The organism is Lampropedia aestuarii (genome assembly GCF_004803635.1).
GTDB classification, from domain to species: domain Bacteria; phylum Pseudomonadota; class Gammaproteobacteria; order Burkholderiales; family Burkholderiaceae_C; genus Lampropedia; species Lampropedia aestuarii.
This window is the reverse complement of record NZ_SSWX01000004.1, coordinates 175,926-200,247: the sequence shown is the minus strand read 5'-3', so window position 1 is coordinate 200,247 and position 24,322 is coordinate 175,926. Positions and strand designations below refer to the sequence as shown.

The 24,322-nt window shown below is 58.6% G+C and carries 22 protein-coding genes; 14 read left to right on the top strand and 8 right to left on the bottom strand.

The window, feature by feature from the left end; translation table 11 throughout:
- The first annotated feature begins 31 nt into the window (after window positions 1-31).
- From fabD to E8K88_RS04755, 7 genes are all read left to right on the top strand, one after another.
- On the top strand, window positions 32-985 hold the full coding sequence (gene fabD, locus E8K88_RS04785) for an ACP S-malonyltransferase (protein WP_136405504.1): 954 nt from the start codon (window positions 32-34) through the stop codon (window positions 983-985).
- Complete coding sequence (gene fabG, locus E8K88_RS04780) at window positions 982-1,713, top strand: 3-oxoacyl-ACP reductase FabG (RefSeq protein ID WP_136405503.1); 732 nt, start codon at window positions 982-984, stop codon at window positions 1,711-1,713. The genes fabD and fabG overlap by 4 nt, the downstream gene beginning before the upstream one ends.
- 179 nt (window positions 1,714-1,892) lie before the next feature.
- Window positions 1,893-2,132, top strand: coding sequence for an acyl carrier protein (gene acpP / locus E8K88_RS04775; RefSeq protein WP_136405502.1), 240 nt, complete (start codon window positions 1,893-1,895; stop codon window positions 2,130-2,132).
- Between the two features lie 91 nt (window positions 2,133-2,223).
- Window positions 2,224-3,468, top strand: coding sequence for a beta-ketoacyl-ACP synthase II (gene fabF, locus E8K88_RS04770; RefSeq protein ID WP_136405501.1), 1,245 nt, complete (start codon window positions 2,224-2,226; stop codon window positions 3,466-3,468).
- An 856-nt stretch (window positions 3,469-4,324) separates the two neighbouring features.
- Complete coding sequence (gene rpoE, locus E8K88_RS04765; RefSeq protein WP_136405500.1) at window positions 4,325-4,954, top strand: RNA polymerase sigma factor RpoE; 630 nt, start codon at window positions 4,325-4,327, stop codon at window positions 4,952-4,954.
- A 152-nt stretch (window positions 4,955-5,106) separates the two neighbouring features.
- Entirely contained in the window at window positions 5,107-5,865 is a 759-nt protein-coding gene (locus tag E8K88_RS04760) for a sigma-E factor negative regulatory protein (RefSeq protein WP_168797247.1), read from the top strand.
- 286 nt (window positions 5,866-6,151) lie between these two features.
- Window positions 6,152-7,717 (top strand): DegQ family serine endoprotease, encoded by a 1,566-nt coding sequence (locus tag E8K88_RS04755; RefSeq protein ID WP_240754325.1) that lies wholly within the window; start codon window positions 6,152-6,154, stop codon window positions 7,715-7,717.
- 127 nt (window positions 7,718-7,844) lie between these two features.
- On the opposite strand, the gene E8K88_RS04750 is transcribed toward E8K88_RS04755, so the two are convergent.
- The 6 genes from E8K88_RS04750 to E8K88_RS04725 form a co-directional block, all read right to left on the bottom strand.
- Window positions 7,845-9,233 (bottom strand): GspE/PulE family protein, encoded by a 1,389-nt coding sequence (locus E8K88_RS04750; protein WP_136405542.1) that lies wholly within the window; start codon window positions 9,231-9,233, stop codon window positions 7,845-7,847.
- An 8-nt stretch (window positions 9,234-9,241) separates the two neighbouring features.
- Window positions 9,242-11,620, bottom strand: a complete 2,379-nt coding sequence (gene gspD / locus E8K88_RS04745; protein WP_136405497.1) for a type II secretion system secretin GspD — start codon at window positions 11,618-11,620, stop codon at window positions 9,242-9,244.
- Between the two features lie 136 nt (window positions 11,621-11,756).
- Window positions 11,757-12,587 (bottom strand): type II secretion system protein N, encoded by an 831-nt coding sequence (gene gspN, locus E8K88_RS04740; RefSeq protein ID WP_240754324.1) that lies wholly within the window; start codon window positions 12,585-12,587, stop codon window positions 11,757-11,759.
- 63 nt (window positions 12,588-12,650) lie between these two features.
- Complete coding sequence (gspM, locus tag E8K88_RS04735; RefSeq protein ID WP_136405496.1) at window positions 12,651-13,229, bottom strand: type II secretion system protein GspM; 579 nt, start codon at window positions 13,227-13,229, stop codon at window positions 12,651-12,653.
- Between the two features lie 34 nt (window positions 13,230-13,263).
- Entirely contained in the window at window positions 13,264-14,511 is a 1,248-nt protein-coding gene (gene gspL / locus E8K88_RS04730; protein ID WP_136405495.1) for a type II secretion system protein GspL, read from the bottom strand.
- A gap of 226 nt (window positions 14,512-14,737) precedes the next feature.
- On the bottom strand, window positions 14,738-15,688 hold the full coding sequence (locus E8K88_RS04725; RefSeq protein ID WP_240754323.1) for a Bug family tripartite tricarboxylate transporter substrate binding protein: 951 nt from the start codon (window positions 15,686-15,688) through the stop codon (window positions 14,738-14,740).
- Window positions 15,689-15,985: 297 nt separating this feature from the next.
- Between E8K88_RS04725 and E8K88_RS04720 the strand changes: the two genes are divergently transcribed.
- From E8K88_RS04720 to E8K88_RS04705, 4 genes are all read left to right on the top strand, one after another.
- Window positions 15,986-16,852 carry a M23 family metallopeptidase gene (locus E8K88_RS04720; RefSeq protein ID WP_136405494.1) on the top strand — a complete coding sequence of 289 codons (867 nt, stop codon included), beginning with the start codon at window positions 15,986-15,988 and terminating at the stop codon, window positions 16,850-16,852.
- Window positions 16,853-16,918: 66 nt separating this feature from the next.
- Window positions 16,919-17,542 carry a LemA family protein gene (locus tag E8K88_RS04715; RefSeq protein WP_136405493.1) on the top strand — a complete coding sequence of 208 codons (624 nt, stop codon included), beginning with the start codon at window positions 16,919-16,921 and terminating at the stop codon, window positions 17,540-17,542.
- A 15-nt stretch (window positions 17,543-17,557) separates the two neighbouring features.
- Window positions 17,558-18,517 (top strand): TPM domain-containing protein, encoded by a 960-nt coding sequence (locus E8K88_RS04710; protein ID WP_136405492.1) that lies wholly within the window; start codon window positions 17,558-17,560, stop codon window positions 18,515-18,517.
- Complete coding sequence (locus E8K88_RS04705) at window positions 18,511-19,077, top strand: TPM domain-containing protein (RefSeq protein ID WP_136405491.1); 567 nt, start codon at window positions 18,511-18,513, stop codon at window positions 19,075-19,077. The genes E8K88_RS04710 and E8K88_RS04705 overlap by 7 nt, the downstream gene beginning before the upstream one ends.
- Window positions 19,078-19,099: 22 nt before the next feature.
- Here the strand turns inward: E8K88_RS04705 and tenA are convergent, their stop codons facing one another.
- Complete coding sequence (tenA, locus tag E8K88_RS04700) at window positions 19,100-19,780, bottom strand: thiaminase II (RefSeq protein ID WP_136405490.1); 681 nt, start codon at window positions 19,778-19,780, stop codon at window positions 19,100-19,102.
- Between the two features lie 16 nt (window positions 19,781-19,796).
- On the bottom strand, window positions 19,797-20,465 hold the full coding sequence (locus E8K88_RS04695; protein ID WP_136405489.1) for a TenA family protein: 669 nt from the start codon (window positions 20,463-20,465) through the stop codon (window positions 19,797-19,799).
- A 781-nt stretch (window positions 20,466-21,246) separates the two neighbouring features.
- Here E8K88_RS04695 and E8K88_RS04690 point away from each other — a divergent pair.
- From E8K88_RS04690 to E8K88_RS04680, 3 genes are all read left to right on the top strand, one after another.
- Window positions 21,247-23,079: an acyl-CoA dehydrogenase gene (locus E8K88_RS04690; protein ID WP_136405488.1), complete on the top strand. Its 1,833-nt coding sequence runs from the start codon at window positions 21,247-21,249 to the stop codon at window positions 23,077-23,079.
- 5 nt (window positions 23,080-23,084) lie between these two features.
- Entirely contained in the window at window positions 23,085-23,405 is a 321-nt protein-coding gene (locus E8K88_RS04685; protein ID WP_136405487.1) for a Dabb family protein, read from the top strand.
- 84 nt (window positions 23,406-23,489) lie between these two features.
- Window positions 23,490-24,287, top strand: a complete 798-nt coding sequence (locus tag E8K88_RS04680) for an SDR family oxidoreductase (RefSeq protein WP_136405486.1) — start codon at window positions 23,490-23,492, stop codon at window positions 24,285-24,287.
- Window positions 24,288-24,322 lie beyond the last annotated feature (35 nt).

The window sequence follows — 24,322 nt, the reverse complement described above, 5'->3', positions numbered from 1 at the left end:
CCGCTCGATCTCTCAATCACTAATCACAATCATGACGACATTTGCTTTTGTTTTTCCAGGCCAAGGCTCGCAATCCGTGGGCATGTTGGATGCGTGGGAGCAGCACCCTGTGGTGGTGCAGACCCTGCAAGAAGCTTCAGACGCTTTGCACGAAGACGTGGCGAAATTGATTCATGAAGGCCCGAAAGAAGCCCTGGCGCTGACCACCAACACCCAGCCTGTGATGCTGGTCGCTGGTGTGGCCGCATGGCGTGTCTGGCAAGCCGAAGTGGGCACCCAGCCCGTGGCCTTGGCCGGTCACTCGCTGGGCGAGTATTCGGCACTGGTTGCCGCGGGTGTGTTGACACTGGCCCAAGCCGCGCCATTGGTGCGCTTGCGCGCAGCTGCGATGCAAGAAGCCGTGCCGGTGGGTGTCGGTGCAATGGCCGCTGTGCTGGCCTTGCCGGCTGAGCAGGTCAAAGCCATTTGTGTGCAAGTCACCGAGCAATTGCGTGCCCAAGGCACACAAGAGGTGGTCGAAGCCGTGAACTTCAACGACCCAGGTCAAACCGTGATTGCCGGCACCAAATTGGGCGTGGAAACTGCTGCCACTGAGCTGAAAGCGGCAGGTGCCAAGCGCGTGTTGCCATTGCCCGTCTCGGCGCCATTCCATTCCAGCTTGATGAAGCCAGCTGCAGAAAAACTGCGTGTGGCACTCGAAGCTTTGGATTTGGCTGCGCCACAGATCCCGGTGATCAACAACATCGACGTGTTGGTGCAGCAAGAGCCTGCCGCTATTCGCGATGCACTGTACCGCCAAGCCTTTGGCCCGGTGCGTTGGGTCGAGTGCGTGCAAGCCATGCAGCAACAAGGCGTCACCCATGTGGTCGAATGCGGTCCTGGCAAAGTCCTGGCGGGCATGACCAAACGCATTGCAGCGCAGCTGGAAGCAGCCTCTATTTATGATTTAGCTTCTTTGCAAGCAACCAAGGAATTACTGGCATGACAACAAGCACCCAGATTGCGCTGGTCACCGGCGCCTCCCGCGGCATTGGCGCTGCGATTGCCAAAGAATTGACCGCGCAAGGCTATACCGTAATCGGTACTGCCACGACTGAAGCGGGCGCGGAAAAAATCACTGCTGCATTGGGCGGAGCCTCCAAAGGCGCGGTGCTGAATGTGAACGATGTTGGCGCAGGTGAAGCCTTGATCGAGAGCATCGTTAAAGAGCATGGCGCCTTGCACGTGCTGGTCAACAATGCAGGCATTACCCGCGATACCTTGGCCATGCGCATGAAGGACGACGATTGGGATGCGGTGCTGGACACCAACCTCAATGCCGTTTTTCGTATCAGCCGCGCCGCGATCAAGCCGATGATGAAGCAGCGTTATGGCCGCATCATCAGCATCACCAGCGTGGTCGGTGCAATGGGCAACGCAGGCCAGGCCAATTACGCAGCGGCCAAAGCCGGAGTGGCTGGCATGACACGCGCCTTGGCGCGTGAGCTCGGCAGCCGTGGTATTACCGTCAACTGCATTGCCCCTGGCTTTATTGCTACGGACATGACAGAGGCGCTGCCAGAGGCCCAGCACGCCGCTTTGAAAACCCAAATTCCTTTGGGCCGCCTAGGGGCTCCAGAGGATATCGCTGCGGCGACTGTGTACTTGGCTTCGGCCGGTGCAGGGTATGTCACAGGACAGGAATTACACGTCAACGGTGGCATGTTGATGTAAAGTACACCATGGGCTTGCATGGCCGTGCCACGATATGGCCTGCAATTCTGTGTGTTCATCGGTGGCTTTTGAGCTGCTATAACCCTATGCCGCATTGCCCGGGCGGTCAGTTTTTCTCACAAGTGCTGTGAGAGCGACTAAAATTCCGGGTTCATTGACTACCCTCAGAGGGACCATACATGAGCGATATCGAAGCACGCGTTAAGAAAATCATTGCAGAGCAGCTGGGCGTTGAAGAGTCCCAGGTGACCAATGAAAAGTCATTCGTGACTGATCTGGGCGCGGATTCCCTGGACACCGTGGAACTGGTCATGGCATTGGAAGACGAATTTGAAATCGAAATTCCAGACGAGGACGCTGAGAAAATCACGACCGTCCAAGCTGCCATTGATTACGCCAATTCCAACCACAAGGCCTGATTGGTTGCCTGTCCTAGGCAGCAGCTGCGCCTCTTCTTCGGCGCCATCTCCGATGTGAGCGGCGCTATTTACAATTGAAAGATTGCACCGCATGAGTCGACGCAGAGTCGTTGTCACAGGTCTGGGATGTGTCAGTCCTGTCGGCAATACCGTATCTGAGGCTTGGTCCAATGTCTTGGCTGGAAAGTCAGGGATTGGCCCGATCACAAGATTTGATGTTTCTGATTTCTCCGCCAAGATTGCCGGAGAAGTGAGAAACCTTGATATCAGCCCATATATCAATGCCAAAGAAGCACGCTCCATGGATACCTTTATCCATTACGGTATCGTTGCTGCACACCAGGCATACGCTGACGCAGGTTTGCCGGCCAAAGACGCACTCTCCGAAGAGTTGGCTGAGCGCTGCGGCGTAGTCATCGGCTCAGGCATTGGGGGCTTGCCACTGATTGAATCCAATCACGGCGAATTCATGAATCGTGGCGCACGCCGCATTTCTCCATTCTTTGTCCCATCGACCATCATCAACCTGGTGGCTGGTCAAGTCTCGATCCGTCTGGGCCTCAAAGGTCCGAACCTGTCGCTGGTGACAGCCTGTACAACAGGCCTGCACAGCATTGGTGAAGCCGGACGTCTGATTGAGTACGGTGATGCGGATGTGATCCTTGCCGGTGGCGCCGAATCAACCGTATGCCCATTGGGCGTTGGTGGCTTCGCTGCGATGAAGGCATTGTCCACACGCAACGACGATCCAGAGGCCGCTTCCCGTCCATGGGACAGAGACCGCGATGGATTTGTGCTGGGCGAAGGCGCAGGTGTGATGGTGCTCGAAGAGTACGAACACGCCAAAGCACGTGGTGCGCGCATTTATGCCGAATTGGCCGGTTTTGGCATGAGTGCCGATGCCAGCCACATCACTGCTCCGAATATTGATGGCCCACGCCGCTCAATGCTCAACGCATTGCGCAATGCCGGCGTCAATGCCGATCAGGTCAATTACCTCAACGCGCACGGCACCTCCACGCCACTGGGCGATGTCAACGAAAGCAATGCCATCAAGGCCGCTTTGGGTGACCACGCCAAGAACATCGTGGTGAGCTCGACCAAGTCGATGACCGGTCACTTGCTCGGTGGCGCGGGTGGTTTGGAGAGCGTCTTCACTGTGATGGCGCTCTACGACCAGAAAATTCCGCCCACGATCAACTTGCACAATCCCGATCCTGAATGTGATCTGGACTACTGCGCCAACACCGCCCGTGATGCGAAGCTCGATGTTGCTGTGAAAAACAACTTCGGTTTCGGCGGCACCAACGGCACTTTGGTGTTCAAGCGCGTTTAAGCCTGTATGGCCCATAGACCGTGCTTTGTTATTCGGGCACGGGCCATGGGCGCGTTTGCATGCTGGGTATAGCCCATGCTGCATGACACGCCAACTGCCTTCCAATTCCCCGTCTCACGCAGCGTGAGAGCGGGGTTTTTTGTGGCTGTTGTTTGCTTGGCTGCGGCGCTTGTGATTGTCTGCTGGAGCTGGTCTGTGTGGCCAACTGGATTTGTTTGGCAGCGCATGGTGTCAGTAGCGGCCACGTGTGTATGGGCGCTTGCCAGTGTTCATGCGTTCAGGCAATGGCAATGTTCTGCGAGCGGGCGCTTGCAATGGCAGCGCCATGGATGGGCATGGCAAGATGCAGCAGGGCAGCCACCACAAGCCAGCCATGTTCATACACTCGATTGTGTCTGGGATGGTCAATCGTTTCTTGTACTGCGCCTGCAATGGATGCAGCCACAGACAGCACAAGGCGCGCAGCAGCCGCGCGTGCATTGGTTATGGCTTGAGCAGCGCATGTCCCCAGAGCTGTGGGGTGATATACGGCGTGCTGTGCTGTATTGGAGGCAGCGATCGCAGCACTAAATTCCGCGTGTTTGCGCTTTCCTGTACTATTGCTTGCAGAACTGTTTAAGGATTTTGATATCCAACACTGTTAGGGCAAATTCCACGTATTCTTTGCTGCTGGACTGAAAGCCAATCGCCCAAGGCTGCTGTCAGACCAAAGCATGAACTTGTGTAAAGTACCTCTCAGTTGATGCATCAGCCTGAGCTGACAGATCTTTTTGAATTCCAATAAAGCATTGGCCAGTGGTGCACATCCATGTGTGGTGGGTGTAGCGAGCTGCTTACAACAACAACGATATTTCGCATGACAGATACAACTCAGGCAAATCCGGACGATCAAAGCGATTTGCGTCTTGTAGAGCGTACTTTGGCGGGTGAACAAAGAGCGTTTGAGCTGTTGGTGGTCAAATACCAACGGCGAATCGAACGTTTGATTGGGCGCATGGTGCGCGATAGCGACATAGTCGAAGACATTGCACAGGAAACCTTTATCCGTGCTTATCGGGCTCTGCACCAATTTCGTGGCGACGCGCAGTTCTATACATGGCTATATCGGATTGCAGTCAACACCGCGAAGAAGACGCTGAGCGACATGAAGCGCAATCCGACTATTTCGGAAAGTGCACTGCGGAGTCGGGATGACGATGACGAAAATTCTACAAATTTAATGGAACTTACTTCAGAGGAAACACCCGAAACAGTATTAGCAGCCAAAGAAGTGGCGCAGGCCGTCAATGCGGCCATGGAAGATTTGCCTGAGGATTTAAGGCAAGCCGTTACATTGCGTGAGATCGATGGCCTCAGTTATGAGGCGATTGCTGAAGCCATGGATTGTCCAATCGGCACTGTGCGATCTCGCATTTTTCGTGCACGCGAGGCCATCTCTGCACGGGTTAAGCCTTTGCTGGAAAAGCGCACAGGCAAACGTTGGTAAACGTTCGTGAGCTGCTGCGGCAGCCCTTTTGAGTCCATATTGGTGATTGAAATTGACGTGACTTCTTGCTAGGAGTTTCGCAAGCACATTTGAGGTTTATTATGCAGACGCAGCATCTCTCTTCTACATCCTCCCTTCAGGGAGCTGCCGGCTTGCAAGACGGAACAGACAATATCAACGTGCTGTTGTCTGCTCTGGCCGATGGTGAATTGTCAGAGCACGAGTTTGAGCAGCTCATGCAGCACTGGGACGCCCATGAGGCACAAACGGGCTTGTCCGCGCAGGTCTACCAAGTCTGGGAGCAATACCATGTCGTCGGTCAGAGCATGCGTGTGCCAGAGCTGAATCCGGCGGCCAACAATAGCATGGCCTTTTTATATGCTTTCCGTGAGCGATTGGCGGTTGAGCAAATGCAAAGCACACCGCAGTCGAGCGTGAATGAGTTTCTGCAGCCAGCTCCTGTGGTGTCGCCAGTCGAAGTCGCAACGCATGGCAAAGCGGCCAATGCCTCGGTGTTCCGCTGGAAAATGGTAGCTGGTTTTGCGTCCCTGGCGGCGGTGGCTGCGATTGGGTGGAATACGGTGGCAGATTTGTCAGGCCGCAGCCAAGGCCAGTCAATGCAGCTGGCCTCCAACGCAGAAGTGCCTGCGGTGTTGGCGGCCGCTGCTCAAGACGCTGCTGCTGTCCCTGAGGCCGTGCAAGAGGTATTGCCCTCACGCAGTGTGCTGGCGGTGGCCAATCGTGCCGCGACTCCAACCTTTAGTCGCGATACCGATGGTGTGACTGGCATTGTGATCCGTGACCCTAAACTCGATGAGATTTTGAATCGCCAGTACGGCAGCTCAGTGGCCATGCAAAGTCCTGGTCCCTTTGTTCGCAATGCCAGTGTCAATGGTGTGATTAGCCATTGAGCCGAAGCGGCAGCGCGATGCCGCTGCATAGAGCGGGCATCGCAGCAATCGATGCATCAACAAGAGCCTGGTACCACCAGGCTCTTTTACGTTTGAATCATGCAACAACGCCATGAAAAAAATCACGTGAGTAAAATATTTGGCAAGTTGTGTGTTATGCAGGGAACAAATTTGTGCTTTCGGCTTCTTACGAGCAATTGCTAAAAAAGCGAGAAACAAACATCGATCGACCATGATTGGTAAGACTCAAACTAGGAATGATGTGATGAAGAAGAAGGATTTAACAATGGCGAACAAGACTCCATTGCATGCGCGTCAATGGTTAACTGCGAGTGCTGCGGCTTTGGCTTTGGCAGGTGTGGGTGTCGTGGCTCTTTCCCCTTCGGACAGCCAAGCGCAGTCCGGTAACGCAATCGCCACCGCCACTATTGGCCCGGCCAATGCTACGCCAGCGGCGCAGCCGATAGTCAAAGGTTTGCCGGACTTCACCGAATTGGTCGAGCATGTCGGCCCCTCGGTGGTCAATATCCGAACCACCGAGCGTGTGACCCAGCGTGGGGGGCGCAATCGTGGTGGCGCAATGGATGAAGAGATGATGGAGTTTTTCCGTCAGTTTGGTCTGCCTGTACCAGGAGTTCCGCGTCAGCATCAGGGGCCTGGCAATGCGCCAGCGGAGCCTCAGTCACGCACCGTTCCCAGCGGTGTTGGCTCGGGCTTTATTCTGAGTAAAGACGGCTATATTTTGACGAACCACCACGTGGTCGCTGGCGCTGAAGATGTGATCGTGACTTTGACGGATCGCAGGGAATTCAATGCCAAAGTGATTGGCTCGGATGAGCGCACCGATGTGGCCTTGATCAAGATTGAGGCAGATGATTTGTCGCCTGTCAAAATTGGCAACGTCGACCAACTCAAGGTCGGTGGTTGGGTGATGGCCATTGGCTCGCCGTTTGGTCTGGAAAATACGGTCACAGCGGGTATTGTCAGCGCCAAGCAGCGCGATACCGGCAGCTATTTGCCTTTCATTCAAACCGATGTCGCCGTCAACCCTGGCAACTCCGGTGGCCCGCTGTTGAACATGAATGGTGAAGTCGTGGGGATCAACAGCCAGATCTATTCACGCTCTGGCGGCTTCATGGGCATTTCCTTCGCCATTCCGATTGATGAGGCCATCAAGGTCAGCGACCAACTCAAAGACAAGGGCCGCGTTGTGCGTGGCCGCATTGGTGTGCGCATCGGTCCCGTTAACCCTGATGTGGCCGAGTCGCTGGGCTTAGAGCGCCGCAACAACGGTGCCTTGGTCTCGTCTGTGGAGCGAGATTCGCCTGCAGCCAAGGCTGGTATTCAAGCGGGAGACATCATCACAGGCTTTAATGGCAAGGTGCTGGAGAGCGTCTCTGATTTGCCCCGTTTGGTGGGCAGTACCACGCCAGGCAGCAAAGGCACTTTGCAAGTGTTCCGCCATGGCAAGAGCATCGATGTGCCCATTGTGGTCGAAGAGATTCCAGACGATGGCACGCAAGCTGCTGATGCCAAAGGTGGTGCTGAAGGAGGCGCTGCACAGGAGCAAGCCAAGGCCAATGAATTCGGTTTAGCCGTGCAAGCTGTGTCAGAGGCTGACGCCAAAAGCTTGGGCGTGCGAGGCGGTGTGCGTGTGGTGAGCGTTGAAGGCGCTGCCGCACAGGCGGGTATTCGAGCCGGTGACGTGATCTTGGCGGTGGGCCAGCGCGAAGTCTTGGACGTCAAGGCTTTCAACGATGCAATGGCCAAGTCCAATGCCAAACGCCCAGTCAGCGTCTTGGTTCACCGTGACGACTTTGCACAATACGTGTTGATTCGCCCTGAGAAGTAAGCTGAGAAATAAGCCTTTGGCTTGTTAACAACAACACCGACGCATGCGTCGGTGTTGTTGTTTGGGGGCTTGGCTGTTGGGTGGCACCACGTCGATTAATCAAGACGCAAGCCTGGTATGCGCCAGGCTAATCGCGGGTGACGCGCACAATCTCTTCGAGGCTGGTGATCTTGGCCTCAACCAAACGCTCGCCGTCTTCGCGCATCAAATGCATGCCCCCGGCCAGCGCATGTTCTCGAATCACCGACTCCGGCGCGCCACTGTGGATGTCTTCACGAATCGCATCGTCGACCACCAGCATTTCAAACACGCCGGTACGGCCTTGGTAGCCATTCTGGTTGCAGCTCTCGCACCCCTGGCCACCACAGTGCTTGCAGTATTTGCGCACCAAGCGCTGGGCCAGCACGCCGAGCAAGGACGAGGACAGCAAGAATGGCTCCACTCCCATGTCAACCAAACGCGTGACGGCGCTGGAGGCGTCATTGGTGTGCAGCGTGGCTAATACCAAGTGGCCGGTGAGCGAGGCTTGAATGGCGATTTGGGCGGTTTCAAAGTCGCGAATCTCACCAATCATGATGACATCGGGGTCTTGGCGCAAAATGGCCCGTAAAGCAGTGGCAAAGCTCAAATCGATCTTGCTGTTGACCTGGGTTTGGCCCACGCCTGAGAGCTCGTATTCGATCGGGTCCTCCACCGTCATGATGTTTTGCTGGCGTGCATCCAGACGGTGCAGCGCCGCATACAAGGTGGTGGTCTTGCCAGAACCGGTAGGCCCTGTGACCAGCAAGATGCCGTGGGGCTGGTGAATCAGCTTGTCAAAGCGCTGCAAGGTCGCACCTTGCATGCCAACAGCTTCAAGGCTCAGCCGCCCTTCGCTTTTATCCAGCAAACGCAATACGGCACGCTCGCCATGTGCACTGGGCAGGGTAGAGACACGCACATCGATTGCCCGCGTGCCCAAACGCAGCGCAATGCGGCCATCTTGTGGCAGGCGTTTTTCGGCAATGTCCAAATCAGCCATGATTTTCAGGCGCGAAATCAAGGCGCTGTGCAAAGCCCGGTTGGGCTGCACAATCTCGCGCAAGCTGCCATCCACCCGCAGACGCACGCTGGAGTGGCGCTCGTACGGCTCAATATGGATATCGCTGGCACCATCTCTGGCCGCTTGGGTCAGCAAGGCGTTCAGCATGCGGATGATGGGCGCATCATCGGCCGATTCCAGTAAGTCTTCCACGGCAGGCAGCTCTTGCATCATGCGCGTCAGATCAGCGACGCCCTCGACCTCGCTGACCACCAGCGCGGCGCTGGAATCACCGCCTGAATACGCAGTGCTGATGCGCTGCGCCAAGGAGGGCGCATCCAGTATCTGGGTCTCCTGCACCTCGAAGTTGCGCAGTACCTCGCTCAATGCGCTGGCATTGGGCACAGGGCCATGCCAGAGGGTCAGCTTGGCGCCATCGTCCTCAAGCAGCAACTGGGCGGTGCGCGAGAACGCATAAGGCAGAGGGTAATGCACAGATGCCATCAGTTCTCTACCCAGCCGGAGGACTCGCCGGTGCGCAAATCGCTGGCATCGACACCGCTATTGCCCCATCTAGTGCGTTCTTCTTGAGGGTAGCGCGAGAGCTCGGCCAGTGGCGGGCGGCGGCGTTTGCTGTTGGCTTGGCGTTCTTTGTCAGACAGTGCTGCACGCGAGAGTTCGGGCAATTGTGGCGCGCTAGGTACACTGTCAAGCAGCAAGTGGCGGCCTGGCTGCACAGTGCCCTGGTCTTGACGCATCATGTTGTAGCGCTCCATCGCCAAGGCGTCGGTGCCAGCGGCGTCGTAGACCACGGTCGGGCGTAGAAACACCATCAAATTGACCTTTTCACGCGAGCGACTTTCGCTGCGAAACGCGTTGCCCAGCAGCGGAATATCGCCTAACAGTGGCACTTTTTCCTGGTTTTGTGCGTAGCGGTCTTCCAGCAAGCCGCCCAGCACAATGATGCCCCCGTCATCGACCAGTACATTGGTCTCAATCAGGCGTTTGGAGGTCGTTGGGCCATTGGTACTATTGAGCGTGCCAGCAACCACATCCGATACCTCTTGCACTACGGCCAGCTTGACCGAGCCGTGCTCATTGATTTGTGGCTTCACACGCAAAGATATACCGACATCCTGACGCTCGATGGTCGTGAATGGGTTGACGCTGCCATTCAAGGAGTTATTGCCGGTGTACTGGCCGGTTGGAAATGGCACGTTGGAGCCAATTAAGATCCGCGCCTCTTCATTGTCCAGCGTCAAAATATTGGGTGTGGACAAGACGTTGGCATCACCAGTGCCTTCTAAGAAGCGCGCTAAAAATCCCAGCACAAAGGTGCCGCCGTAATTGTGAGCGGCGCCAAAATTGATGCCGTTGCCAATCGAGCTGGAGCTAGGAGCGCTGACGCCAGGAGGCAAGGGCTTGCCACTGGCCAATGCTGCCGCTGAGATTGCCAGGTCAATAATGTTGCCTGTGCCTGAGTAATTGGTGCCAATCGCCCCGACATTGGAGCTGCCGCTATTGCCAAAGCCTGCTTGCCATTGAATGCCGAACTCGGCGGCCTTATCGGCGCGCACCTCTACCACCATGCTTTCAATCAGCACTTGAGCACGGCGGCTGTCGAGCTTGTCGATGACCGGGCGCAATTGCCGGTACAAAGCATCCGGTGCAGTGATGATCAAGGAGTTGGTTGATGGGTCTGCTTGGATAATGCCGCCAGTCGATGGTGCTTGGACTTGGCCCAGGTCGCCGCTGGATTCACCAAAATTGCTGCCAGAAGAACTCAGGCCACTGCTGTTACCTGTGCTGCTGCTGTCATTGCCGAAGCTGCTGGTACTCGTGCTGATGCCCGTGCTGCCAGTGCCTATGCCGCCGGCACCCGCGCCAGCAGCACCGCTGCCAATATTGCCTGCTGCAATCGCCGCGCGCAATGTCTGCGCCAGTTGCGTGGCATTGGCGTTCTTTAAGAACACCACATGCATATTGCCAAACTCGGACGAGCTGCCAGGCGCAGGGGCGCGGTCGAGTTGGCTGACCAGGCTGCGAATTTGCGACACTCTGGCCGGGTTGGCCGCGCGCACTATGACGGCATTGCTACGTACATCGGCCAGGATTGTCGTGCGAAAGCTTTGGCCGCTAGCCGCTTGTCCAGCATTGCCGCCAGGAGCGGCAGCACCAACGGCCGAGTTGTCACCGCCCACCAAGCGAGTGAGCAAGGGCACGATTTCGCTGGCAATCGCGTAATGCAGCGGAATGATCTCGATGTCGCTGGCCTCTGAGACGTCCAGTGCCGCAATGATCTTGGCCATGCGCGCGAGGTTGTCGGCGTAGTCGGTGATGACCAGCGAGTTCGTCGCTGGGTTGACGTTGATGGTGTTATTGGGACTAATCAGTGGGCGCAATGTGGGAATCAGGTTGGACGCGTTTTCGTAGTTGAGGCGAAAAATCTGCGTGACAATCTGCCCGCCTTGCGGCGCTCTTTTGGGGAAGGCGCCTTCAGACACATACACACTGCCGCTTTGCAGCTTGGCATCGGCCTCGGGCAGGACTTTGTACAGGCCTGCAGCCTCGACCATCGTAAAGCCTTGCAGGCGCAACGCGACGAGGAATTGGTCAAACGCGCTTTGGGGCGAGACCGGACCTTCTGTGACCAGGTTGATCGTGCCGCGCACACGCGGATCCACCACTACGTTGCGCCCGGTGATGGTGGCCATAGTGCGGGCCACGGCTTCGATTTCGGCATTCTCGAAGTTCAGTGTAATGGGCTCACCGCGCTGCACACTGGAAGGGTTAGGGGCGCTGTTCTGCGCAGGTTGTGCGATCGCTGCACCACTGCTGGCCTGCACCAGCAACAGCGCTGCCAGTGCGGTATTGGCCAGCATGGGCCGCCATGCTGCAGTGGCTGGGCCAGCGGCCCTTGAGCGACGCTGGCGTGGGAGCGGGACAGACATTGGCATGGATGAGTTCGAATCTGGAAAAAACATGCAAGCAATCAGCAGTGACTAGGGAGTCACCAGGTTATAGACTCAAGATAGCGCGATCACCCTGCCGGCGACCCAGCAGACTGAGTAAGTTCGATAAAGCGGGTAAATGTTCCGGCGCTGCAGTAGCTTCGCCATGAAAGCGCAAATGCTGGCCTTGCCACTGGCCTTGGCCGGTCAAAAGCAGGGGGCCTTGCTCCGTTTTCAATTCAAGCTCTACCCTGTCACCGCCCTGCATGATAAGTCGATAGCTTCCCATTGGGCGAATTGTGGTCAAGCGCGAGCTGGTGTTGCGCAAGGCCGCCTCAATCGAGCCTTGCATTGTGGTGCGTCCTTGCACCCACTGCAGGCGGTAATGGTCGAATTTCAATGACAGTTGCCCATCGAGCTGCAGTGTATTCCAAGGCGCACCCAGGCCCTGCAGCAAGCTCGCCGGCCATTGGCTTTGGTGCTGGTTGACAGCTACGTCAACGCGCTGCCAGCCCAGCCGCAGCTGCACTTGAGCTGGCTGGCTGGCACAGCAATCGGGCAAGATGTCCACATTCGCGCCCAGCCAAGCCGGGCGAATACGCCATTGCATGCGCCCAGGCAGGGCCATTTGGTCGCGGCTATTGCGCCCGCCGGTCAAGCTGACCAGGGCGGAGCCACTCCAGACCGAGCCTTGGGCAGACAGCAGCTGCACTTGGCCTTGGCTGGCCCAGGCAATGCCTGAGACCAGCCAGCGCGCTGGCGCAAACCACAGCGTTGCAACCAACAGGCCGATCACCGCCCCCAGCACAGCCCAGCGGCCCATGCGTGGCTGTGGCGTGCGCTGGCGGCGTTGGGTGGCGGGCTGGTCGCTGCCACGTCGTCCAAGATAAATCTTCATAGCGCTAGCATGCAGCGTCTGTGGCTGCAGCAAAGAGGCTGGAATTGGCTGATCCGCATGGGCTTAACGGGCGGCATCGATTGGCAAAGCCAGCACCACCTGGCCGCTCCACAAGGCGGTGTTGGCCGCGCCTGCTGCTGGCGTGCCACCATTGGCTGCGCGGCTGAGCTGTACTTGCGCGGCTTGGGCTCTGGTACTTTCACGCACTTGCTGCAACCATTGCAATAACTGCGGTGCAGCGACGTTTTGAAAGCGCACCGTCACGCGGTCGCCGACCAGGGGAATCGGGGTTTTGGTGTCGAGCAAACGCTGCGCACTGGTCTCAATCGCTTTGGCCATGGCCGTGGGCGAGGCCGCGCCGCCCGCCGTGCTGCTGGCCAGCTCGGCTTGCATTTGCAGCGCGTATTGGCGCATCGCCTGCATTTGTTGCACCTGGCGCTCCAGCGCCTGGCTGCTGCTGGCATAGCTGGTATAGACGCGCCAAGCCGGCGCAATCGCCACCAGCCAGACCACAGCCAGCAGTACCACGCTGGTTGCGATTGCGACCAGCGTGCGTTCGCGTTTTTGCAGGCTCTGCCACTTGGCACTGAGCTGCGCTTGCGCGGCGCGCCAAGAAGAAGGAGGAGAATGTCGTGCGTTCATGCTGAAAAAGAAGAGGGCCTGTACTGCGCCTGCCTTAGGGGATGAGCTGGGGATTGGCCGACTCAAGAATGAGCGCGCCGTCTTCCCAATGCGAGAGAATGCCCTGCGATTGCAGCGTGCCTTGCCACTCGGTCACTGCGGCTTGGTCGGGCGCCAGGCCCAGCAGGCTCAGGCGGGCATCGTCATAGCGGATTTCGGTGGGTTGCACCGCCGTCGGCAGCCGGCTGCCCACCTGCGCTGCCAGCACATCGAATGAGGCCGGGGTCAGGCTGCCGCTGGCTTGCTGCAGGCGTTGTAGTTGCTGGCGCATTTGCAGTGGCGCATCGACTACGACAGGCACTTGCGGAAACGTGGTGGTGAACAAGGTATTGATCTGCGCGCGCTGCGCAGCCAGCGCTTGTTTGGCTTGCCAGGCCCAGGCATTCAAACCAATGATATTGAGCGCGACGAATGCGGCCAAGCCCCAGCGCAGCCAGCGCCACTGCGGCGCGCGCAGCAAGGCTTGCACGCTGGCGCTGGCGCCCTGGGCGAGTTTGTCGCGGTTGGTATTGGCAAATTGGAATTGCGCCAGGTTCCATTCACTTTGGCCAGCCAGCAGCAGGCGCTGGCTGGTTTGTGTGAGTTCGGCCGAGCGGCCCAGGCGTTGCTGGGCCAGCTGGTAGACCGCGGGCTCGGCCAGCAAGGGTGTATCTGGCGCGGCATAGGCCACGGCATCCAGGGACTGCAGGTTGGCGCTCAATGGCAGTGCCAAAACCGGGTTGAGTGAGTCTTGCACACTGGCGCCGGTGATGACCAGCCAGGGCGCTTCTTCGGAGCCAATCGCAAACCAGCTGGTGGGGGCATCAGCACTGCTGGGGCAAAACGCGGGTGTGATGCGCTGCACCACCAAACCCTGGTTGGCCAAGACCTGCAGCCAGTGCTGTAAATAGCTGGTGCGGCAGGCCGCAACCCAGCATGCCTGGCCTGCCACGGCGTCAGGCGCGAGCGCCAAATGCAGATTGCCAGGGTCTTCTAGCAACTGGTCTTCAAGCAAGCCCTGCAACACGGCGCGCACGCGTGGCCGGTCTTTGAGCGACATCGCCGGCAGTACCACCCGGTGCCAAGAGACCTCTTGCACGGGCAATACCAAGGTGACGACCGTGCCTTTGCCAGGTTTGGGAAGCAAGGCGGCGCTGCTGCTGCCGCCATGGCTGAGGGTTTGGCCGTCGACGCTTTGGGCAAACGCCAGCGGACCGTTGGCATCGGTGCTGCGAGAGGGAACTTCAATGAATAAGAAGGGCATGTGCGCTTTCGGGAATGCCCGCTATTGTAGAAGCACGAATCCGAGGTTCTTTGAGATGGTGATGGTAGAGGAAGCGCGGCGGGCTTTGGGGCACGCGGCTCAATCACGCAGGCCAGCATCAAAGCATGAGTTTGTGACGGTAGTGTGACATTGGTCGGCTAGGCAAAGCCCCGGCGCATCACCAGCGCATCCACGAGTCCCATCTTAGCGTGAACTGGTAAAAAAATTAATTGGGGCGAATGCCGATGCGCTCAATCTGAGGTCCCCAAGTCTGGCGTTCGTGGTCGATGCGATGGGCAAAGTCGCTGGCGCTTTCATGCAAAGGAATTGAGCCATTGGCTTGCATGATCGATGCAAAGCGCGGATTGGCCAGCGCCTTGGCAATTGCGGTGTTGAGCGTATTGACCACCACATCGGAGGTGTCGGCCGGCGCTACCACCCCCAACCACACGGCACTCTCATAACCAGGAAAGCCAGCTTGCTCCATGGTCGGTGCCGCAGCGAAAGTACTGCTATTGACGCAGGGGCTAACGGCCAGCACTTTGAGCTTGTTGTCGCGCACCATCGCCTCGACCAAGGCTGTGCCTGCAAAATAGACCTGCGTGTCGCCTGCGACCGTCGAGGTCAGCGCATCAGGGCCGGTTTTAAAGGGAATGTGCTCGACCTCTAAACCGGCTTGGTTGCGCCAGACTTCGAACAGCACATGGGGTGGGCTGCCATTGCCTGAGCTGGCGTAGTTGAGCTTGCCAGGCTCAGCCTTGGCCTTGGCCACCAGCTCTGGCACGCTGTGAACGCCTAGCTGCGGGTTGACCACCAGCGCCATTGGCAAAATAGCAATCGGGCTGACGGGCTTCAGGTCCGCGCTGGGACTGTATGTCAGGTGCGGGAAGACATAAGGATTCCAGACCGCATGGGCATTGGTGATGATGGCCAACGTATGGCCGTCGGCCTTGGCGTCTTTGAGCTGTTGCATCGCCACCATGCCGCCTGCACCGGGGCGGTTGTCGACGACCACCGTTTGGCCCAGGCTTTGGCGCAGGTTGTCAGCCAAAGGGCGCGCAAAAATATCAGGCAATGAACCTGGCCCGCCATTGACCAGCAAGGTGATGGTCTTGTTCGGAAAAGTCCGGGCCGCCTCGCTGGCTTCGGACTGTGCATAGGCGGGGGCATTGAACATGGTCACTGCCGCCACTGCCAATAAGCAGCAGTCCAAAGAGGCAGCGGCCTTGCTAGTCGCCCTATCGGCTACAAGGGCCTTGGTCTGATGCAATACACTCGCAGACCAAGCGGAGTCGTTGCCCAAACGGTGCGTGCGGCAAGCAAAGGGCCGCATCTGCTGGTCTGCACTGATAAACATGAGGCAAAGACTCCTGGTGGTTGGATTTTGAATGAATGTAAATAAATGATACGCAAAATCATTCCTGTTGGCGCGCAGAAGCAATGTAAAGTTGCTGCCCAGGGGCAAGCAAATGGCATGCCTGCTGCATGCCATTTATTGGCCGGTCTGGGTTTAGGGCTGAGTGTGGCCGTCGCGGCGGTGTTTCTCACCCTACCAAGCCGGGCGCAAGCGCAAGCCAGTGTTGCCCAGGCGCCAATCGTGTTTCCGTCCAGCGTGCAACAAGGCTCGATGGTGATTGGCCGGGTGCCACCAGGCAGCCAGGTGCGTTATGGCGACCGCACGTTGCGCACGACCGGCTATGGCACGGTGGTGTTTGGCGTGGGGCGCAATGAGGCCGGCCCCGCGGTGGTGCAGATTCGTACGCCCGATGGTGTTCAGCACACGGCCCAAGTGCAGGTGACGGCGCGTGACTGGCCGGTCGAGCGTGTCAATGGCGTGCCGCCGCAAACCGCCAGCCCTAAAGGCGAGATTGCCGAGCGCATCAAGCGTGAGCAAGCGCAGGTGACGGCTGCGCGCAGCCGCGATGATGACCGCGCCGATTTTGCGCAAAAATTCATCTGGCCGGTGCAGGGCCGCATCAGTGGCCGTTTTGGCAATGCACGTGTCTATAACGGCCAGCCCAGCCCGGCTGGTCACTCGGGCATGGACATTGCCGCGCCTACCGGTACGGCCGTGAAGGCGCCAGCGGCTGGCATCGTCACCTTTGCGAACCCGAACCTGTACTTGACAGGTGGTACCTTGCTGCTTGACCACGGTTTTGGCATCAGCTCGAATTTTCTGCACCTCTCGCGCATTGATGTCAAAGTCGGCGACCGGGTTGAACAGGGCCAGGAGATTGCTGCCGTCGGCGCCACTGGGCGAGTGACAGGGCCGCATCTGCACTGGGGCATGAACTGGTTTGATGTGCGCATCGACCCATTGCTGGTGCTGGAGCGTCAATAATTCACAGCAGCAACCGCTGCTTGCGGTAGGATTTGCTCCATTGATGTGGGCAAACAGGAGAAATACATGCGACGTTTTGGATGGTTGGTGGCGCTGGGTTTGGCGCTGGCGCTCAGCGGCTGTGGTTATAACGACTACCAGCGCCTGGATGAAAAATCCAAGGCTGCCTGGAGCGAGGTCGTCAACCAATACCAGCGCCGCGCCGACTTGATCCCCAACCTGGAGGCGGTGGTTGAGCGGCAAGCCAATTTTGAGCGCAATACCCTCACGGACGTGATCGAGGCCAGAGCCAAGGCCACCTCGATCCAGGTCACGCCTGAGACCTTGAACAATCCCGAGGCCTTGGCCGCTTACCAGCAGGCCCAAAGCCAACTGGGCGGTGCCTTGTCGCGCCTGATGGCAGTGGCTGAAGCCTATCCGCAATTGCAGGCCAACCAGGCTTTCAGAGACTTGGCCGTGAGCCTGGAAGGCACGGAAAACCGCATCACGGTTGCGCGCAACCAGTACATCCAAACCGTGCAGGAATACAACGTGCTGCGCCGCAGCTTCCCCACGAACCTGACTGGCATGGTCATGGGCTACCAAGAAAAGCCGGCCTTCACTGTGGCCAATGAGGCGGAAATCTCCACCGCCCCGCGCATTGGCATGCCGGCCAATACCGCGACCGAAGGTCGTCCAGCCAACCGCTGATTGAGAGGGGCTGTGATGGCGTTGAACTTGCGTGGCCAGCGGCCAGCTCTGGCGCTGACAGGCCAGAGCTGGGCCAGTTGGCGTAGCCTCTGCCTGGGCCTCTTGCTGGTTGTGCTTGGCAGTTTGGGCTGGGCACAAAAAGGCCTGCCTCCGGTGCCGGCTTTGACTGCCCAGCTGATGGACCAGACCGGCACGCTGTCGCCTGCGCAGCGCCAGCAAATTACCGCCAAGCTCGAAGCGATTGAGCGCCAGTATGGCTCGCAGGTGGTGGTGCTGATGGTCAATAGCACGGCGCCTGAAGACATCGCGGCCTATGCCAACCGCGTTGCCAGCAGCTGGAAAATTGGCCGCAAAGACGCTGGTGATGGCTTGCTTTTCATCATCGCCAAAAACGACCGCAGCCTGCGTTTGGAGGTTGCGCGTGGCCTGGAAGGCACGATTCCCGATATTGTGGCTGGCCGCATCATTCAAAACATCGTCGTGCCGCAGCTGCGCAGTGGCGATTTTGCTGCGGCGATTGAAGCCGGGCTGACTGCGATTGAAGCGCGGCTCGCTGGCGATGAAAGCCTGCCTGCACCCGCGCCAGTGGCGCCTGCCACGCCTGACAATAGTGGCTGGTCCAGCACGCTCGACAATTTGTTCCCGATCCTGTTTTTTGCCGTGCCGGTGGTGTGCTCTTTGTTGGCACGGGCCATTGGGCGGCCTTTGACGATGCTGCTGATTGGCAGCGGTGTGGGCGTGGGCACGTTTTTCACCACGGGGTCTTGGCTGCAAGCGCTGGTGTTTGCTGCGGTGGCTGCCTTTATTGCGCTATGCGCATCAGGCGGCGGCGGAATCAGCTCGGGCGGCTCGGGCCGCTCGGGCAGGTCAGGGGGCTGGAGCTCGGGCAGCTCTTCGGGCCGCTCCTCTGGCGGCGGCTTTCGCTCTGGTGGTGGCGGCAGCTTTGGCGGTGGGGGCGCATCGGGCAAATGGTAGAGCCAAGTCACAAGCAAGCATCCCAGGGCCGGGCACAACGCACCTGGCTGCAGCGCTGGCAGCGCCGTATCGGCCAGCGCTGGTACGCACTGACTCAGCCGCGCCTGATGCAGGCCGCGATGCAACAGGAGCTGGCGGCACAAATTATTGCCAGCGAAGCGCAGCACCAAGGCCAAATTGCCGTCTACGTCGAGCGTGAGCTGCCTGGCCATTACGTGCTCGCTGACCAAACCGCACGTGAGCGCGCCGTCGTGTTGTTTGGTAAATTGGGCGTGTGGGACACCGAGTTCAACAACGGCGTGCTGATTTACCTGTTGGAAGCTGAACACGCCATTGAAATCGTTGCGGACCGCGGCGTGCTGGCTTGCACGCACGAGGCCGATTGGGCGGCGATTGCCGACAAACTAGGCCAGTTGCTGCAAACAGGCCAGGTGGCCCTGGGCTTGCAACTGGCCATTGCCGAAGTCAGCGCTTTGCTGCGCCTGCATTTCCCGCGTGCAGCCGATGCGCCGGCAGGTTTGGGCAATGAGGTGCCCGATCTGCCTGGCGCATGGGATTGAGTCGCCGATTCAAGGCCTGCGTTTAGACTCTCGTTTGGCCTAAATCCAGGCCCATTTGCCAAAAATCGGCCTCTAGTCTGGAGGCCTTGGCGAAAATCGCCACGGCGTCGGCCCAGCGCGCAGGTGCCATCACCCGTTCGGCCAACTGGTGCAGGTGCAAGGCCGAATGGCGCGCGGCTTCTTGAAACCCGGCGCTGGCGTATTCGCTGATCCATTCGCGGTACGGGTGATCAGGGTTGGCGGCTACAGCTGGAGCCAAGCGCAAGCCAATTTCGGCGTAGCCCATCAAGCAGGGCGAGAGCGCAATCAGCAAATCGAGCAGATCGCCGCGCTGGCCGCAGTCCAGCACATAGCGGGTATAGGCAATTGTTGCCGAGTGCTCGGGCGCAGCCTCTAAATCGGCTTGGCTCAGGCCCCAACGCTGGCACAGCCGCACATGCAAATGCATCTCGCCCAAGATGGTGTTCAACCCCGCTTGGATGGTATGCATGTCTGAGAGCTGCGGGCTTTTATAAATTGCCAGCGCATAGGCGCGTGCATATTGAATCAGGAATAAATAATCCTGCTCCAGGTACTGGCGAAACACCGCCTGGGGCAGCGTGCCTGCCTCCATTTGGCGGATAAAGTCGTGGTCCACATAGCTTTGCCATTCGGTCTGGGCAGCGGCTTTGAGGCGGTCAAAAAATGGGGTGGTATCGGCCATAAAAGGTACCTTTTCTTTAAGCTGCTACTTGGTAGGCTTGGTCGAAAAACGCCAGCTCAAGACCAATCGCACGTTGGAAAAAATCATGCGCCAGCGCTGCATTGCCAGGACCCACACGGTCGAGTTCGCTGCGCAGGAATGCCACGAATTCATTGAAGAACGGGTTGTCGTGCAACGTCACCCACTCGGTATAGACAAAGCTCTCTGGCAATTGTGCCGGTGCACGCGTGGCCCAGTCTTGGTAGAGCCATTCGGCCACATTGAGCACTGCCAGAATCGCCGTGTAGTCGCGGCTGGCAGCGGCTTCGCGCATGATCGCTGAGAAGCCCTTGGTGGATGTGGCGTCCGGTGTTTGCTGGCGCTGCGCTTCAGTCACGCCCAAGGCTTCAAAGGCGCGCAAAAAATAGGTGTTTTCATCACCAGACACCATGCCGGCAAAACGGCCAAAGCGCAGGCGCGCTTCAAACGTGTCGGCGGTGGCAATTGCACCGCCCAGCAAGGTCAGGAAGCTGTCCAGAAAACGGTGGTCCTGAATCAGGTACTGCTTCATCACTGCATCAGGCACCGTGCCTGTGAACAGCTCTTGCACAAAGCGGTGTCCGACGGCCTGCTCCCACTGGGTCAGATTGGCTTGGCGTAATTGCTCAGTAAAGCGCTGGGCAGTCGAAGATGCGGCATCGGTCATGGTTGGCTCCTAGTGTCTTGCAATGAAAGAGGGCGAACCTGAGCGGAAGCGGTGAGGGCAAGCTGGCGTGCACATCGATTGTGAGCGCAGTGCTTTGGCAAGAGGGCCGGCGCACAGCACGGTCATGCAAGCAAAAATCCCGNGTGAGCGCAGTGCTTTGGCAAGAGGGCCGGCGCACAGCACGGTCATGCAAGCAAAAATCCCGTCCCTTCGCCGGCATGATCCGGATCAGGTTCTAAGAGCCTGTTCACAGTCTCCACGCAGACCGCGTTGGCGCCCAAAAGGATACGATGCGCGGCAAAAACCGCAGTCGGGCTATCTGCCCGGCGAGGATTTTTAACAAGGCAGCGTGCCTTTTGGGCGCCAACCCGAAGGGCAAGGCACAAAAAAGCGCATGACTGCGTTGCCCGTTTTGCTCATACAGACGTATGAGCTGCAACAGGCGTCTTGTACTGCCACTTTTTTGTGCCTTGCGCGACTGCGTCGAGACTTTGAACAGGCTCTAAGGGTCACTGTGCTGCCTGGCATCTTGCGCGTGGCGTAACAGTCTCTCAGCCCCTGGGCGGGACTCCCCTCGGTGTGGCCGCGTGAACGCAGGCGTCTTGGCAACCACAGCGGCGATCATACAGCGCTTTGGTGGGCGTGCTCGACGGTGGGGCGGGTAGCCAAGGTGACTGATGCCACAACCGCTTGCCGCTACGATGGATTCCTGCATTAAAAAGCTGGGCACTCAGGCGCTATGCGCGGTGCTGGCACGATCGTTTGAACGGAATACCCCACCATGAGCTTGCGCAATACCTTGGACTTTCTTCTCTATGACTGGCTGCAGGTGCAGCAGTTGTCTGAGCGTAGCCGCTATGCCGACCACGGCCGCGAGACCTTTGATGCGGTGTTGGATACCTGCGAGCGCATTGCTGCCGACAAATTTGCACCTTTTAACCGTTTGGTTGATACCCAGGAGCCGCATTTTGACGGTGAGAAAGTCGTGCTGCCGCAAGCGACCTACGATGCCCGCCAAGCCTATGCCGACTCGGGCATGCTCAGCGCTGCGCAGGACTATGCACTGGGCGGCATGCAGCTGCCGTTTGTCGTTGAGTCGGCCGCCAACACCTTTTTTGCCAAGGCCTCGATCAGCATTGGCTCCAATATGCTGACCACCGGCAATGCCAATCTATTGATGGCCCATGGCACGCCGCTGCAGCAGCAGGTGTTTGCGCACAACGAATTCAATGGCCGCTTTACCGGCACCATGTGTTTGTCCGAGCCGCAGGCTGGTTCATCGCTGAGCGATGTGGCCACCCGCGCCGTGCCCGATGGCGCAGATTTCGAAGCCGATCCGCTGGGCGCACGCTACCGCCTGCGAGGCAACAAAATGTGGATTTCCTCGGGCGATCATGAACTGTCCGAGAACATCGTGCACCTGGTCTTGGCCAAAGTGCCTGATGCATCGGGCAAGCTGGTGCCTGGCGTCAAAGGCATTTCCTTGTTCATCGTGCCCAAAAAACTGGTCGATAGCCAAGGCCAGTTGACCGGCGAGCGCAATGATGTGGCCTTGGCCGGTTTGAACCACAAACTCGGCTGGCGCGGCACCACCAACACCTTGCTCAACTTCGGCGAAGGCCAGTACCCGGTGCGCGGCAGCGCCGGCGCCATCGGCTATTTGGTCGGCCAGGTCGGGGACGGCCTGCGTTGCATGTTCCACATGATGAACGAAGCCCGCATTGCGATTGGCATGGCCGCAACCATGCTGGGCCAGGCCGGTTATGAGGCCAGCTTGGAATACGCCAAAAACCGTCCACAAGGCAGGCCGCTGGGCGCTGGCGGCAAAGACGCTGCTGCCCCGCAGGTCGCCATTTTTGGCCATGCCGATGTGCGCCGCATGCTGCTGGCGCAAAAAACCTATTGCGAAGGCGCGCTGGCGCTGAATTTGTTGGCCGCGCGTTTGGTTGATGAGCAGCATACGGGTGGCGAGGGCAGTGCCGCCGAAGCCAAGCTGCTCTTGGAAGTGCTGACGCCGATTGCCAAAAGCTGGCCCAGCGAATGGTGCCTGGAGGCCAACTCGCTGGCCATTCAAATCCATGGCGGTTATGGCTATACGCGTGACTTTCCGGTAGAGCAGTACTGGCGCGACAACCGCCTTAATATGATCCATGAAGGCACGCACGGCATCCAGGCCAATGATTTGCTGGGCCGCAAAGTGCGCATGCAAGACGGAGCTGGCCTGAAACTGCTGACGCAACGCATTGAGGCCACCGCGGCCCAAGCCCAGCAACAGCCGGAATTGGCCGGCTTGGCCCAGCAGTTGCAAGCGGCCTGGCAAGTCGTGCTCAGCACCACCGAGCAGGCCTGGCAATGGGGCGATGCCAACCGCACGCTGGCCAATGCCGTGCCGTATATGCAAGGCTTTGGCCATGTGGTGCTGGCCTGGATCTGGCTGGATGTGGCCAGTGCGGTGGTGGCGTCAAGCGGCGCAGCGCTGGACGCCAAAGCGCAAGGGCGGCTGGCCTGCGCACAATTTTTCTTCCGTTATGAGCTGCCTAAGATTGGCGCTTGGCTACAAGTGGTACAAACGGGTGACACAACTTGTGTAGATCTCATAGACGAAGGATTTTGAATACCATGAGCACCCTCAAACACATCGTGATGTGGAAACTGCTGGACCAGGCCGAAGGCGCTGACAAAGCCACCAATCTGCGATTGATGAAAGACAAACTGCTGGCTTGTGCCCAGCTCTCGCCCGGCACCTTGCGCTTTGAAGTGGTGACCGGCGCAGAAGCCCAGGCCCAAGGCCTGGAAGCGACCTACGACATCGTGCTGTTTAGCGAGTTCACCGACAAGGCCGCCTTGGATGCGTACGCCGACCACCCCCAGCATGTGGCCTTGAAAGGCTTTATTGGCGCGATTCGCGAAGCGCGCCAGTGCATGGACTGGGTGTCCTAAATACGCAAGTGCAGGGCTTGCCCAAGCAAACAGCCAAGTGGCAAGCCCGGCCAGACAGATCAACAACACCAGGAGACACACCCTATGACACACCGCCGCATCCAGCAATTGTTTGACCTCTCTGGCAAGACTGCCTTGGTGACCGGAGGCTCGCGTGGCCTGGGTCTGCAAATGGCCCACGCGCTGGGCGAAGCTGGTGCCAAAGTGCTGCTGAGCTCGCGCAAAGCCGCCGACTTGGAAGAAGCGGCGGCCGAGCTCAAAGCCGCTGGCATCGACGCCCAGTGGCTGGCCGCCGATGCTGCCAACCCGCAAGACATTGCGCGTTTGGCCGAGCACGCGAACAAGCAGCTCGGCCAGATCGATATTCTGGTCAACAACGCTGGCGCCACCTGGGGCGCGCCCGCTGAAGACCACCCGCTGGAAGCCTGGGACAAGGTGATGAACCTCAACATCCGAGGGTACTTCCTGCTGAGCCAGCACGTGGCCAAACACGGCATGATTGCGCGCCAATCGGGCAGCATCATCAACCTGGCATCGATTGCAGGTCTGGGCGGCAACCCGCCCGAGATGCAAACCATTGCCTACAACACCTCCAAGGGCGCAGTCCTCAATTTCACCCGCGCCCTGGCGACTGAATGGGGCCATTACGGCATCCGTGTCAATGCCATTTGTCCCGGCTTTTTCCCCAGCAAAATGACCCTGGGTACACTCAAGGCCATGGGGGGTGGTGACGCTGTGGCAGCAAAAGCCCCGCTTAAACGCCTGGGCGACGACGAGGATTTGAAAGGCATTACGCTGCTGTTTGCTTCCGATGCGGGCAAGCACATTACCGGTCAACATCTGGCCGTTGATGGCGGTGTCAGCGTGCTCTCGGGTGGCTAAGCCCTGTAGCAGCGGCTGCGCACCGTTGGCAGGCT